This is a genomic window from Nitrospiraceae bacterium (genome assembly GCA_019637075.1).
In the GTDB taxonomy this organism is placed as follows: domain Bacteria; phylum Nitrospirota; class Nitrospiria; order Nitrospirales; family Nitrospiraceae; genus JAHBWI01.
This window is the reverse complement of sequence record JAHBWI010000005.1, coordinates 304,998-318,811: the sequence shown is the minus strand read 5'-3', so window position 1 is coordinate 318,811 and position 13,814 is coordinate 304,998. Positions and strand designations below refer to the sequence as shown.

Genomic DNA, 13,814 nt, shown 5'->3' with positions numbered 1-13,814 from the left:
CGGGGCCTCAGGGAGAGGTTGCCAGCTGCCAGGCCAGCGCGGTGACATAACGGGCTACGGCAGTCAGGATTGCTGGGTCGATGGTCTCGGTCGTGTCCGATGCCTGGTGAAACTGAGGGTGAACTCCACCGCTCACCACGGTCACAGTCGGCACACCTGCTTCTTTGAATGGGACATGGTCTCCCCCAGGAAAAAATCCGAATAGATCGATTCGGTCCTCCAACTGAGCCGCTTGTCCAGCCGCCTGAGCCCGCTGCTTGTCCAGATCGGTGACGCCCACGGTAAGCCGCCCGTTTCCCGTCCCAGCATGGTCCACATTGATCATCGCCATTGTGGAATTGAGCGGGATCGGCGGGTGGGCCACATACTCGCGCGAGCCGATGAGTCCCTGCTCCTCTCCACTGAACGACACGAAGAGAATCGGGTGTAACGGCAGAGTCGGAGCCGAAGCCAACACCCGCGCGACCTCGAGCAGTACCGCCGTCCCTGATGCATTGTCGTCCGCTCCGGCAAACAGCAGACCTCCCTGTCGGCCGAAATGGTCGCGATGGGCGCCGATGACGAGGGCGGAAGTGTGGGGGGAGTCGGTTGTTCCAGGCAGCAACGACAGCACATTGTGAAGCTGCCCGGTGCCGGCGACACTCGTCCATGCCAGCGTGGCGGCGGTTGCCGTCACGCTGGATTGAGGCGTTCCGGTCTCGCTTATCTTCTGCTGGAGCGAGCGTAATCGATTATCGTCGCCCCCCTCGGCCAGAACGGCCGAAGCAAGCGTCGTGCTGATCCATGCACCCGGGATGACCTGATCGGACGGCACTTGGCCGTAGAACGCACTCGGTCGTCCGGTCACGCCGCGCCGAGTCTCATAGGGCGTTAGCAACGGACCCGTCGCCGTCAGGTAGGCAATGGCGCCGTGCATTTTCGCCGTGCGCACCTTTTCGGCGTGGGACACCTGCCGCCCGTAACGTTCCGGCTTGCCCCGCAGGAACAAGACTATTTTGTCTCGAACATCGATCCCGTCATATTCGTTCAAGCCATGCTCGGGATCCACGATGCCGTAGCCGACAAAGACGACCGGCGCCGATATGTGCACCGAGGGACTGTCGAGCACGGGGAGATAATCGGCTCCGATGGAAGCCAGACGTTCGTCGGTTCGCCATGAGAGCCGCAGCGTTGTCTCTTCGTCGATCGTGGTGAAGGGAACGGGGCGGGCCTGCATGGAGTTGATGGGAGAACTGGATCCGGTGCTGCCTACAGCGAGAGGCTGATGACTGCCGGATCGGCCGAGCTTGGACAGGCGGTCTTGCACCAGTAACGCCGATGCCAGGTCGTTCGGTGTCCCCGTCTGGCGACCGTTGAAATCCGGAGCACTCAAGGCACGAATGTCCGCCAGCATTCGTTCGGTGGAAATGGCGTTCAGGAGCAGCGGAAGAACGGCCTCGTCCGGTGCTGGCACGCCGACTTCTGTGGCTGCAGTTGCCGTCGGCAAGCGGAGCAGCACGATGGTTGCCATAAGGAACGCTAGACGGAATCGGCCGAGGCTTTTTGGGCGGACCACCGTTGATACCATCGCCAGAGTGGAGATTGGAGGAATTGCGGGATCGGATATCCGATCCCGCTGACATATCCGTCGTCTCGGTCGAGCACGGCGAACGCAAAACTGTATTTTTTCTGAAACTCGTTGCAACGGGCGGCGATTTCTTGGTCGGACAGATTGATGTGTCGCCGGATTGCGGCGGCGATTGCGTCGTCCGTTCCCGCCTCTCGGGCCAGCCGCTCGAACATCGCCGGGGACAGCTTGAATCGGCGCATGAACGATTGATCGAGGGCTGATGGGTACGCATATGATCCCAACGTGCCGGCTTGATAGGCTCTGAGTTTGTCGAGGAGGCGGGGGAGCCAAATCATCCCGCCCAACGTATCGCTCCAACGCCTTGGAGATTGTTTGTTGAGGTCCATGCCTATCTCACACACAGGAAGGTTACAGGCTTCGCAGTAGGGCACTATAGCATGGGCTCACTTCCCGTTGCAGAGAAGGGAAGGGGCCATGTACTATCGCGTTGTGTGACTCTGTAGCGTTCGTGTCATATTCGGTGCAGGCTATGGCCGCGCTGTGCATTGCATAAGAGGGAGTGTCGACGATGGCGGGGGATCAAGGACAGGGACTGTATGATCATCAATACGGGCGTTTTCGGGAGAATCAGGGTACGCATGAAGGGTATGATTTTCAGCATGCTCCGACGGGTAGTACCCCGCCTCCGGTGTTGACGTTTCGCGAAAAACTCAAATGGTGGACGCTTCGCGGCTGGCGCAGAAAGCAAATCTTGGCCGAGCGCGATCGCTTTCAACAAGACATTCTGCAGGTTAAGGCACCCCGTTCGCAGCGCTGACTCCCGCGTGGCATGGCATGGCGTGTTGGGGTGAGTCTCCCTCGTGAGGGCTGACCTTGGCGCGCTGTCCTTTTCTTTCGTCATTCTCGTTTCAGCATGGACTCTTGAGAGTCGCTGCACCGCACGAAGTCCTGTTTGTGATGGCGACCTGCAGAGGAAATCGCTGACCCTTCTTGCCTCCGATTGAGCAACCGCATTATCATCTCCTCGGCAGATGGGAAGGGAATGGCCCCATTAACCATGAAGAGGAGCTTGCCCGTGCGATATACCGGTCTACATGTTGATGCGAAACCGTTGGTGTTCGGCTGTTTGATGGTCGGGCTTGGATGGACGACGGTGTTCAGCGGCGACTGTTGGGCGATACCCAAAGAAACCTCGGCGGAGAAAGCCGAACATCTCAAACAGCAGGCGAATCCTGGACTGTTCAATGCTTGGACTTTCGACAAAGACCAGGCTGGCGGGATTCCGAAAGGGTTTGCCGTGGCCCTGGTCGGCCCCGAATCCGCTGGGAGTTGGAAGGTCGAGGCCCAGGCGACGGCACCCTCATCCCCGAATGCCTTGGCGGGAACGTCCGGCTGCGGGTCCTGTGTGGAAATCCTCACTGCCCAGGGTTTGCAGTACGAGTATCCGGACCTGGCCGTTCGGATCCATGTCGGTTCAGGGCAGGGGCGCGTGGGCGTCGTGTTTGGAATGAAAGATACCAAGAATTTCTATTCAACGCTGGTCGATCTGACGCAAAAGACGATGGAAGTCATTCGGGTGGTGGAGGGAAAGGAAACCGTGCTGGGGCAGGCCCCGATCAAGATGAAGCCGGTCGAATGGCATGCGCTCCGGGTGCAGCGGAACACCATCATCAGTAAGGACTTTATCGAATGTTTTTTTGACGGACAGTTGGCTCTCTCGGTCGAGGATCAGACCCTCGGCGTGGGGCAGGTCGGACTCGTCATGCGAGGGGAAACGGGCGTTCAGTTCGACAATTTCAACGCCGCCCCCCTCTATTCGAGCCGTCCGGTGTCGCCGCCGGCGGCTTATTGAGGCTACCGGTACTCTTGTTTTGGCATTGATTTCTGTCTTGCGTTTGCTCGACCACTAGGATACAGTGAAGGTGCTTCATTGCGAAAGGCCTTGGCGGTGAAGCAGGATCGAGAGTCGCAAGGCCTGACCAGATGTTGTTTTGGGTTCTTCCCGGGAATTGCGGAAGCCAGAGCTAAGATCGCCGCTGTGTTTGCGTCTTCGGCCCATTCCTTCCTTGTTTCTTTCTCGAGTCCCAGACAACACCATTTTATTCTCAAAGGAGGAACCCAATGGGTTCGAAGATTTATGTTGGGGGCTTGCCGTATTCAACGACCGAGCAACAGCTGAGCGATTTGTTCGCTGCGCACGGGGCGGTGGCATCAGCACGCATCATCACGGACAAGTTCACGGGACAGTCACGGGGTTTCGGCTTCGTCGAAATGTCCTCGGATTCCGAGGCGCAGGCTGCGATCAACGCGTTGAACGGCACCCAGTTCGGTGGCCGGACGCTGACGGTGAATGAAGCGCGTCCGCAGGAGCCGCGTTCCGGTGGCGGGGGCCGCGGAATGGGCGGAGGACGTCGCTAAGCCGTTCCTTTTGAATACACACATGCAGGGGCCGCCATTCCGGGGGCCCCTGCGCCTTTCTCACCAAGTCTTGTCCTCTCTCTGGGCTTCAGGGCCTCCCGCTGACCCGTCCCTGTTTTTCCACGAAAGAGATGAAAATTTAGGAGTTGCATGGATTCGTTTGCCGAATTGTCTCTGACGTCTTTTCTTGCCGCCCGCTTACAGCAGGCCGGCTTCACCGCGCCAACCCCCATTCAAAAGGTTGCCATCCCTCTGGCGTTGCAGGGCCGCGATTTACTGGCTCAAGCCCGTACCGGCAGCGGTAAGACACTGGGATTCTTGATCCCGTTGATTGAGCGGGCTGCGAAGGAGGGCTGGAGGCCCACCGGGGGGGGCCAGGTCGGCGGCGCGCCGACCCAGCAACTCAGGTTGCCGCGTGCACTCGTGCTTGCGCCGACCAGAGAGTTGGCGCTGCAGATTGAAATGGAACTGCGCAAGTATGCCCCGCCGGCACTCACGTCGTTGTCCGTGTATGGAGGGACTCCGATCGAGCGTCACTACCGCGCGCTGCGGCAACCGCCGCTGGTCGTGATCGGTACGCCGGGGCGGCTGCTTGATTTAGCGGGCTCACGTCATCTGGATCTACGCGGTGTCGAGTACCTCGTGATGGATGAGGCCGATCAAATGTTGGATCGCGGCTTTCTCCGCGATATCCAGCGCATTCTCCAACTGTTGCCTGCGCAACGGCAGACCCTGTTGTTCTCTGCAACGTTTTCGCCGGAGATTCAGACGTTGGCGGAATCCATGCTGAAAAATCCGGCCCGGGCCGCGGTGGATCAGGGCGTCAACACACCGACTACGATTACGCATGCCTACTATGTCGTGCCGAGCGAAGGCGTGCGGGTGCAATTAGTCCATACGTTGTTGCAGCAGGCTCAAGCTGGCGAGCAGACCATGGTGTTTTGCGACCAGAAATATAAGGTCAAGCGGCTGGCTGCCCGGTTGGGCGGCGATGCGGCTTCAGTCGGAGCCATCACAGGAAACCACTCCCAGGCCCAGCGCGAGCGGACTCTGACGGCGTTTCGAGCCGGGCGTTTGCGGTCACTGGTGGCGACGGACGTGGCGGCGCGCGGGTTAGATGTCCCGACCGTGGGACAGGTGATTCACTTTGAGCTGCCGGCAAATCAGACTTCCTATGTTCACCGTGCGGGCAGGACCGGGCGAGCCGACCGAACGGGCACGACAGTCTTGATTCTGGCCCCTCATGAGGAGCATGAATATTTGACGATGGTGCGTCGGTTGCGGATTCGGACGCAACGACTCACGATGCCGGCATTGACGGCCTTGCCCGCTCCCGCCGCCGAACCGCAAGATCAGGAACAGGCGCGGCGGCGACACAAGGCGCGACCGTTTCGTGCCGAACCGGCACATGATTCGAGAGGACAGCAGCCGACATCGTGGCGAGGGAGAAATGGTCGCCGCTCCGGGCAGCCGATGACCTCACGGTTCGGCCGCTAAGAGCGGCACAACGACAAGGAGCAGGTTATGAACCAGAGATGGGTACTGCGTAGCGTGGCGATCGCCGCACTCGGGCTGCTAGGCATGGGGCAGGCAGTCGCCGCGGAAAACGGCTTGACCATCGCGGACGGCGTGAAGGTGTCGCTCGAGTACACGTTGAGTCTTCCGGACAAGTCTGTGGTCGACTCCAACGTCGGGCAGGCGCCGATTACCTTCATTCAGGGCGCGCATGAGATTGTTCCGGGTCTCGAGAAGGCGTTGGACGGGATGAAAGCCGGGCAGAAGCGTCGGATCGAAGTGTCGGCTGCCGATGCGTACGGTCCCTACAACAACAAGCTGCGGCAGACCATCGAACCGGACAAGTTACCCAAGGAGGTAAAGGTCGGTGATATTCTCCAGGCATCCGACGGCCGGCTGGTCAAGGTCCTTGAAGTGACCGAAAAGAAGATCGTGCTGGACCTCAACCATCCGCTTGCCGGCAAGGCTCTGACGTTCGACGTGAATATTCTCAAGATCGAACCAGGCGATGCCGGTTCTTCTGCCGAGAGCAAGACCCCGTAACTTCTGCGCTTCGTAACGCCGTGACGGTCAACGTCACGGCGGCGAAGTGTTCCTCGACGATTCCCTGAACGACATAGGCCTGATTCGTTTCGAGCAGGTGACACGTACGCCGGTAGACGTTGGGAAACAGCGTGGCGTCATACAGGCCTGTCTCATCCTCGAAGCTCACGAACTCCATTGGGTCGCCCCGTTTGGTGTGACGATCTTTTCTGTGATCAGGACGCCGACCATCGTGACCGATCGGCCCACATATCGGCTCATGGATGCGGCGGCGATTCGACGGGGCGGAAGAGTTGCCGCAGGGATCAACTCGAGCGGATGGCAGCGGAGCGGAAACCCGAACCGCTCAACTTCCTGCGCGATGAGTTGCGGCAGCGCATATTCAGGTGGAACCGGGAGATATCTCAATGAGGCTTTCTCCTGCCAGGCTAGTAATCGCCAGCAGAGCGCCGGCCTGGTGAGTTCACCGGCAATCGAATCGAAACAGCCTGCGGTAATCAATAGCCTCGCCTGCGCCGGATCGGGGCGTACTCGCTCCAGAAACTCCTGCAAGGATCGATAGTGGCCACGGGATTCGCGGTCGGCAATCAACGCGTCGGCCGTCTCCGCGCGCAGTCCCTTGATCTGCATGAGTCCGACTCGCATGCTGCGCGCCCAGCCACGGAAGGCCCATCGACTGTCGTTGACATCCGGCGGAAGGACCGTGATTCCCATTCGTCTGGCCTCGGAGAGATACGCAAAGGTCGAATAGAATCCCCATAAGCGATAAACTCTCTGCAAGCAGGTTTTTGTCGCATATGTCTCAGTATCCCGTCCTACTTGCGGCAGTATCGAATGACTCCGATCACCAGGCCTTCGATCCGCAGGGAGTCGGTCGGTTTGATCACGATCGGTGCCATCGTTTCATTCGCTGGGCGCAGTTCGATCACGCTGCCTTTGCGGTAGTAGGTCTTGATCGTGGCCTCGTTGTTGACCAACGCGATGATCGTCTGACCGTTACGGGCGGTCGCCTGCTTCTGGACGATGACGAGATCGCCGGGGAGAATACCCTCGTCCCGCATCGACTCGCCCTTGACCCGTAGCGCAAAGGTCTCGCCGCGTCCCACCATGCCGGGCGGCACCTCCGCGATTTCGGTCTGCGGAATCGGCTCGATCGGATCGCCGGCGGCCACCATTCCGGCCAGGGGAATGCGCGCTCCAGCCGTCAGGTGATCGACGGCCAGCCGCACGGCAAACGGGATCTTGTGGGTGCCAAGTTCGTACCGCGCGATGGTCTGGCGGGTGGTTTTCAGCCGCTCGGCGAGCTGTTCCTGTGTGAGCCCAAGGGTCTGGCGGGCTTTTTTGAGGTCGCTCGGCCGCATGTAACGAATCGTTACATAACGAGTCGGCTCCGTCAAGGGGGCCGAAAGGCGTGCATTGCCGAAGAACGATAACCCTACGCCACGCGACTGTGATGCGTTCGCTGGAGAATCGAACGTGTTAAGATGCCTACACGATGCCGCCTTTCAAGCTCGACGCGCCCTTCAAACCTTGCGGTGACCAAGGCCAGGCGATTGAAAAATTGACCGCCGGTGTCTTGGCCGGAAAGAAGCACCAAGTCTTACTCGGCGTGACCGGTTCCGGCAAGACCTTCACGATGGCCAACTTGGTCGAGCGGGTGCAGAAACCGACGCTGGTGCTGGTGCACAACAAGACGCTGGCGGGCCAACTCTATCAGGAGTTCAAACAGTTCTTTCCGCACAACGCAGTCGAATACTTCATCAGCTATTACGATTATTACCAGCCGGAAGCCTACATTCCGCAAAGCGACACATACATCGCAAAAGATTCTTCGATCAACGATGCCATCGATCAGATGCGCCATGCCGCCACGGCCTCGCTGCTGCAGCGCAACGATGTGTTGATCGTTTCGTCGGTTTCCTGCATTTACGGCCTGGGATCGCCAGAGGTGTACCACGACATGTTGGTCTATCTCGAAGAGGGCATGGAGGTTCGGCGCGAGCAGATACTCTCCAAACTGGTGGAGATTCAATATGCGCGCAACGATGTGGACTTCCATCGCGGCACGTTTCGCGCGCGGGGCGACGTCGTTGAAATTTTTCCCGCGTCCTCCGAGGCAAAATCGGTGCGAATCGAGTTGTTCGGCGATACGGTGGATGCCATTCACGAGATCGATCCCCTGACCGGCAAGTCGCTTGGAAAATTGCCGAAGATCGCGATCTATCCCAATACGCACTATCTCATTGCGCCGGACCGGTATGAGCGGGCCATTACCGGTATCGAAGAAGAGTTGGACGCGCGAATCGCGGCCTTCACCAAGAATGGCCAGTTGCTGGAGGCTCAACGGATCGAGCAACGGACCAAGTTCGACCTCGAGATGATCCGGGCGATGGGCTACTGCCATGGCATCGAAAACTATTCGCGTCACTTGAGCGGTCGTGCCCCGGGTGAGCCGCCGCCGACGTTGTTGGATTACTTTCCCAAGGATTTTCTCCTGATCGTGGACGAATCCCATGCGACGGTGCCTCAGGTTGGCGGGATGTACGAGGGAGATTTTTCTCGGAAGCGAACGCTGGTCGACTATGGATTTCGGTTGCCGTCGGCGGTCGACAATCGTCCGTTGAAGTTTGCGGAGTTCGAACACTGTTTGAATCAAGTCGTGTATGTGTCGGCGACACCTGGTCCTTACGAGCTTGAGCATGCCAGGGGCGAGGTCGTCGAGCAGATCATCCGCCCGACCGGTTTGATGGATCCGGTGATCGAGGTGCGCCCTGCCAAGGGGCAGGTCGACGATCTGCTTGGCGAAGTGAAGGCAGAGGTGGCCAAGAAAAACCGGGTGCTTGTGACAACGTTGACGAAGCGGATGGCGGAAGATCTCACGGAGTATTATCACGAGCTGGGCGTCAAAGTGCGGTACCTGCATTCGGACATCAAGACGTTGGAGCGGGCTGAGATCATTCGCAGTCTGCGGGTCGGGACGTTTGATGTACTGGTCGGGATCAACCTGTTGCGCGAAGGTTTGGATTTGCCCGAAGTCAGTTTGGTGGCGATTCTGGATGCGGACAAGGAGGGGTACCTCCGCTCCTATCGGTCATTGATCCAAACGGCGGGTCGTGCGGCGAGGAATGTGGATGGGCGTGTGCTGTTCTACGGTGATACGGTGACGGACTCTATGCGGGTGGCGATGGAAGAAACCGCCAGGCGGCGGGCGATCCAGGCTGCCTACAACGAGGCCCATGGGATTACGCCGGAGAGCGTGCGGAAGAGCATTCCTGCGCTGGAATATGCCGCTGCCGAGGTAGACTATGTGCAATTGGACCTGGCGGCCGAGGCTTCGACCTCCTACAAAGCCAATGAGGACCAAGTGCAGGTCGTGGCGCGTCTGGAAGCGGAAATGAAGGCGGCGGCCAAGCGGTTGGAATTCGAGCGGGCGGCGGAACTGCGGAACCGCATCCGTGCGTTACGGATGCAAAACCTTGAGTTGAAGTCTTAGGCCCACGTTCGTCGGCCGCCACAGCCCACTCATGACCGACCACGGAGGACGCGCTGTGCTTCCCATAGCCGTACGAGGGTTACATCTGCTTGTACAGGTAGGCTCCGAGGAACATGCCCAAGACGCTCAGCAAATTCACCTTGAGGCTGAATCCGAGGGTGAATTTGAGCAGCACGAGATCGATGCTGAGCGGCGGATTGATGCCGGGTGAAAAGTTGCTGGCAAAGATGTTCTGAATTGCGCCATTGGGAGCCATCACCCGCAGGATCTCTCCGAAGATCCCGCCCAGCATTCCTCCGATCAGGATAAAGATCAGCAGCATGCCGATCGATTTTCTCATCCGGTGACTCTCCTCGTTGGCAAAATCGTGATAATACCTGTTAGTTCGGCACCTTATCGGAAGCCTAATTTGATGTCAACAAAATGCATGCCAGCCGCAGCTTGCTGCGGAATGGCCCGGGGAACGGCGGGTCTCATAAGAGCCAATCCCATTGATTGGGCTGGTGTTTTGAAAGACGAACGCGCGTAGGAACTACCTTGACTTCATGCTCCCCCCTTCTATAGACTGCCCGATGCTCTTTTCCCAGATTTTTCCAGGTGATCGGTAATCCGGGCGAAGTGAGGATTTCGATCGTCCTGTGTAGTGGTGGCTCGTGCTTGACGCGCTAAGCGAAAAATTCGAACGGATACTTAAAAAGCTTCGTGGCCAAGGTGTGCTCACCGAGGACAACATCGGTGAGGCACTGAAGGAAGTTCGTCTGGCTTTGCTCGAGGCTGACGTCAACTTCAAGGTCGTCAAAGAGTTCCTGGAGCGAGTCCGTGAGAAGGCGGTCGGTCAGGAAGTCCTGAAGAGCCTCACGCCGGGACATCAGGTCGTGAAGGTTGTCTGGGACGAACTCCGCGGCATGATGGGCGGGGAGCGTGCCGGCATCAGCCTGGCGTCGATGCCTCCCACCATCATCATGATGGTGGGGTTGCAGGGCGCCGGAAAGACCACCACGTCGGGCAAGTTGGCCCGTTTGTTCAAGACCCAGGGAAAACGTGTGCTGCTCGTTGCGGCCGATCCGCGGCGACCGGCTGCAGGCGATCAATTGTCGAGCCTGGGACGGGATCTGGGTGTGGACGTGCACCGTTTCGATCAAGTCGACGCATCCCGCGCGGATGTCGTGCGCATTTGCGAGCGGGGTGTTCTGCGCGGGCGTGAGCAGGGGTACGACGTCGTCGTGCTCGACACCGGCGGTCGCTTACACATCGACGACGAATTGATGGGCGAGTTGGTCGCTGTCAAGGAAGCGGTTAAGCCGCAGGAAGTCCTCCTGGTCGCCGATGCCATGACCGGCCAGGATGCGGTCAATATGGCCGCCCAGTTTGACCAGCGCGTAGGTCTCACCGGGGTGATTCTGACCAAGGTCGAAGGTGATGCGCGCGGCGGCGCGGTGCTCTCCATCCGCGCGGTCACGCAGAAACCGATCAAGTTTCTCGGCATGGGTGAAAAACTCGATGCCTTGGAACCGTTCCATCCGGACCGCATGGCCTCGCGGATTCTGGGCATGGGCGATGTGCTGTCGCTGATCGAAAAGGCTCAGGAGACGTTTTCGCGGGAGGAGGCCGAGGCGGCGCAAAAGAAGTTGACCAGCAACAGCTTTACGCTGGAAGACTTTCGGTCGCAGTTGGGACAGATGAACAAGCTCGGCACGTTCGAACAGATTTTGGGAATGTTGCCCGGCGGGCAGAAGCTCAAAGATCTGGCGAACAGCGGGTTGCCGGAAAAAGAAATGAACCGCGTGGCGGCCATCATCGATTCGATGACGAGGCGTGAGCGGCGGGACCATACGTTGATCAATGGGAGCCGAAAGAAACGTATTGCGCGCGGGAGTGGTACGAGCGTGCAGGAAGTGAATCGGCTCATCAAGCAGTTTTTGCAGGCGAAGAAGATCGCCAAGGTCATGTCGGGAGTCGGCGGACGGCGTCAACTGGCGCAAATGTTACGGGGAATGTGAAGAGTCAATCATCAGTGTCATTTAATAACAGGATGAAGGAGGAGTAACGTGGCGGTTCATTTGAGATTGGCACGAACGGGGCGGCACAAGCGACCGATGTATCGAGTGGTGGCGGCAGATTCACGCAAGCCGCGCGACGGGCGGTTCCTGGAGATCCTCGGTATTTTCGATCCGCTGAAGAACCCGGCGGTTCCGGATTTGAAGCAGGAGCGCGTGTTGACCTGGCTGCGGCATGGTGCCCAACCGACGACGACCGTGCGGACCCTGCTCAAGCGTCACGGCGTCTGGAAGCAGTTTGAAACGGAAAAGTCCGAGAAGGCAGAGAAATCAGAGAAGCCGGAGAAGGCGGCGAAGACGAAGAAGTAACCTGGCATGAGGGAAAGGGGCGGGCGCACGACTTTTTGCGACCCTGGTCCTTCTCACTTCACCATGGTCGATCAGACGGAACTCGTGACGGTCGGCAGGATCGAACGGCCATTCGGTGTGCGGGGAGAAGCGCGCGTACGTTCCCTCAGTGACGTGCCTGGTCGGTTTGAAGGGCTTCGGCAGGTGACCCTGGTGGCTGCGGGGGGGAGGGTCCTCGATGCTAAGGTCACCCATGTTCGTCCTGGCGGCGACACGTTCATTGTCGGCTTCGATGTCTTTACGGCACCCGAACAGGTCGCGGAGTTTCGCGGCGGATGGATTCGCATCCCCCGCGGAGAGGTGCCTAAACTGCCGTCCGGGCAGTACTACGAGTGTGATCTGATCGGCATGGCCGTTCAGGATGAATCCCGGGGGCCCATCGGGACGATCGAGGATGTCATAGATCTGTCGGGCAATCAGGTATTCCTAGTGCGACAAAACGGGAGAGAGGTGCTCGTTCCGGCGGCCAAGCAGGTTGTGATGGCCGTCGACGTCGAGGCCCGCACCATGATGGTACGGCTCCCGGACGGGCTATTGGAAACTGCATGATGCGCTGCGCAGTGCTGACATTGTTTCCGGACATGGTTGCGCCGGTCCTCGGTCAAAGCATGTTGAAGCGTGCCCAGGAAAAGGGGCTCTTGGAGGTGTCTGTCAGGAACCTTCGGGACTTTACGTTTGATCGGCATAAGACAGCCGACGATGTGCCGTACGGCGGCGGCGCCGGGATGGTGATGAAAGCCGAGCCGATTTTCCTGGCAGTGGAGGCCCTTTGCGACCAATATGGGGCGGCGAACCCGATTGATGCGAATGTGCGCATCGTGATGCCGTCACCGCAGGGGCGCCCCTTCTCCCAGGAGCTTGCGAAGTCGCTGGCGGAGGATGCGCGGCCGATCGTGTTTCTGTGCGGCCACTATGAGGGCATCGATGAGCGAGTCCGTCTGGCCCTGCATCCCGAGGAGATTTCGGTCGGTGATTATGTGCTGACCGGAGGGGAATTGGCGGCGTTGGTAATGATCGACGCGGCGGCCCGGTTGGTTCCCGGTGTATTGGGCGATCAGGCTTCCGCGGAGGAAGAGTCTTTTTCCGAGGCCTTGCTCGAGTATCCGCACTACACGAGACCTGCCGAGGTGCGAGGGATGGGGGTTCCCGATGTGCTGGTATCGGGAAACCATGAACGTATCCGCGTGTGGCGGCGAAAGGAAGCGATCCGTAATACCTATCAGAAACGGCCCGATCTGCTGCGGGACCGAGTATTGGGTAAAGAGGATCAGCAGTTGTTGATCGAGGTCATGCAGGAAAGTCTGGCCTCTGCCTGCGCGGGACGACGGGGCGACTAGCCGGTCACGCTCACCGAGGCAGACATGGCCGGAAGAAATTGTGTGGAGTCACAGCATCGTTGTCGGTTTTTTACACGTTCCAGTTCCTAGAGACGAGGAGGAGAAGATCATGAATCGGTTAGAGCGGATCCAGCGATCCTTAACTAAGAAGACGGTGCCCACGTTCGAGATCGGGGATACCGTTCGCGTTCACGTGAAGGTGGTAGAAGGTGAGAAAGAGCGCATTCAGGTGTATGAAGGGACCGTGATCGCACGGAAGGGGACGCTCAATAGCGAGACCTTTACCGTTCGCAAACTGTCTTATGGGGTTGGGGTCGAGCGTATATTCCCGGTCCATTCCCCGAGCGTCGCCAAGGTCGATGTCGTTCGGCAAGGTCGCGTGCGTCGCGCCAAGCTGTATTATCTGCGCACCAAGAAAGGCAAGTTTGCCAAGGTGGAAGACCGCGAGTTTTCGGCCGAGAGCCGGTCGCAGCAGAACAGCGGGGCTGCAGCGGAAACCGCCACGGCGGGCGCCAAGGCCTGACGCGTTGCCA

16 protein-coding genes are annotated in these 13,814 nt (G+C 59.1%); 11 read left to right on the top strand and 5 right to left on the bottom strand.

Going from position 1 to position 13,814, the window contains the following annotated elements:
• Positions 1-7 precede the first annotated feature (7 nt).
• Both KF814_15195 and KF814_15190 read right to left on the bottom strand, forming a co-directional pair.
• Positions 8-1,510 (bottom strand): M28 family peptidase, encoded by a 1,503-nt coding sequence (locus tag KF814_15195; protein MBX3237494.1) that lies wholly within the window; start codon positions 1,508-1,510, stop codon positions 8-10.
• Positions 1,511-1,518: 8 nt separating this feature from the next.
• On the bottom strand, positions 1,519-1,956 hold the full coding sequence (locus KF814_15190; GenBank protein MBX3237493.1) for a DUF5069 domain-containing protein: 438 nt from the start codon (positions 1,954-1,956) through the stop codon (positions 1,519-1,521).
• A 182-nt stretch (positions 1,957-2,138) separates the two neighbouring features.
• Between KF814_15190 and KF814_15185 the strand changes: the two genes are divergently transcribed.
• The 5 genes from KF814_15185 to KF814_15165 all read left to right on the top strand — a co-directional run bounded on the left by KF814_15185 (position 2,139) and on the right by KF814_15165 (position 6,046).
• Entirely contained in the window at positions 2,139-2,387 is a 249-nt protein-coding gene (locus KF814_15185) for a hypothetical protein (protein ID MBX3237492.1), read from the top strand.
• 258 nt (positions 2,388-2,645) lie between these two features.
• Positions 2,646-3,422 (top strand): hypothetical protein, encoded by a 777-nt coding sequence (locus KF814_15180; protein MBX3237491.1) that lies wholly within the window; start codon positions 2,646-2,648, stop codon positions 3,420-3,422.
• Positions 3,423-3,691: 269 nt separating this feature from the next.
• The gene (locus KF814_15175) at positions 3,692-3,988 is read left to right on the top strand and encodes an RNA-binding protein (GenBank protein ID MBX3237490.1); all 297 of its coding nucleotides are present in this window, start codon (positions 3,692-3,694) and stop codon (positions 3,986-3,988) included.
• A 150-nt stretch (positions 3,989-4,138) separates the two neighbouring features.
• Entirely contained in the window at positions 4,139-5,485 is a 1,347-nt protein-coding gene (locus KF814_15170) for a DEAD/DEAH box helicase (protein MBX3237489.1), read from the top strand.
• A 27-nt stretch (positions 5,486-5,512) separates the two neighbouring features.
• Positions 5,513-6,046, top strand: a complete 534-nt coding sequence (locus KF814_15165) for a peptidylprolyl isomerase (GenBank protein MBX3237488.1) — start codon at positions 5,513-5,515, stop codon at positions 6,044-6,046.
• A 165-nt stretch (positions 6,047-6,211) separates the two neighbouring features.
• On the opposite strand, the gene KF814_15160 is transcribed toward KF814_15165, so the two are convergent.
• Entirely contained in the window at positions 6,212-6,760 is a 549-nt protein-coding gene (locus KF814_15160; protein MBX3237487.1) for a hypothetical protein, read from the bottom strand.
• Positions 6,761-6,861: 101 nt separating this feature from the next.
• On the bottom strand, positions 6,862-7,407 hold the full coding sequence (gene lexA, locus KF814_15155; protein MBX3237486.1) for a transcriptional repressor LexA: 546 nt from the start codon (positions 7,405-7,407) through the stop codon (positions 6,862-6,864).
• Between the two features lie 134 nt (positions 7,408-7,541).
• Here lexA and uvrB point away from each other — a divergent pair, with 134 nt between their 5' ends.
• The gene (gene uvrB, locus KF814_15150; protein MBX3237485.1) at positions 7,542-9,539 is read left to right on the top strand and encodes an excinuclease ABC subunit UvrB; all 1,998 of its coding nucleotides are present in this window, start codon (positions 7,542-7,544) and stop codon (positions 9,537-9,539) included.
• Positions 9,540-9,618: 79 nt separating this feature from the next.
• Here uvrB and KF814_15145 read toward each other — a convergent pair whose 3' ends face one another.
• Complete coding sequence (locus KF814_15145) at positions 9,619-9,879, bottom strand: DUF4321 domain-containing protein (GenBank protein ID MBX3237484.1); 261 nt, start codon at positions 9,877-9,879, stop codon at positions 9,619-9,621.
• A 313-nt stretch (positions 9,880-10,192) separates the two neighbouring features.
• Between KF814_15145 and ffh the strand changes: the two genes are divergently transcribed.
• The 5 genes from ffh to rplS all read left to right on the top strand — a co-directional run bounded on the left by ffh (position 10,193) and on the right by rplS (position 13,804).
• On the top strand, positions 10,193-11,539 hold the full coding sequence (gene ffh / locus KF814_15140) for a signal recognition particle protein (GenBank protein MBX3237483.1): 1,347 nt from the start codon (positions 10,193-10,195) through the stop codon (positions 11,537-11,539).
• 48 nt (positions 11,540-11,587) lie between these two features.
• Positions 11,588-11,905 (top strand): 30S ribosomal protein S16, encoded by a 318-nt coding sequence (gene rpsP, locus KF814_15135; GenBank protein MBX3237482.1) that lies wholly within the window; start codon positions 11,588-11,590, stop codon positions 11,903-11,905.
• 6 nt (positions 11,906-11,911) lie between these two features.
• Positions 11,912-12,493, top strand: a complete 582-nt coding sequence (gene rimM, locus KF814_15130) for a 16S rRNA processing protein RimM (GenBank protein MBX3237481.1) — start codon at positions 11,912-11,914, stop codon at positions 12,491-12,493.
• On the top strand, positions 12,493-13,281 hold the full coding sequence (gene trmD / locus KF814_15125) for a tRNA (guanosine(37)-N1)-methyltransferase TrmD (protein MBX3237480.1): 789 nt from the start codon (positions 12,493-12,495) through the stop codon (positions 13,279-13,281). The genes rimM and trmD overlap by 1 nt, the downstream gene beginning before the upstream one ends.
• A gap of 109 nt (positions 13,282-13,390) precedes the next feature.
• Positions 13,391-13,804: a 50S ribosomal protein L19 gene (gene rplS / locus KF814_15120; GenBank protein ID MBX3237479.1), complete on the top strand. Its 414-nt coding sequence runs from the start codon at positions 13,391-13,393 to the stop codon at positions 13,802-13,804.
• Positions 13,805-13,814 lie beyond the last annotated feature (10 nt).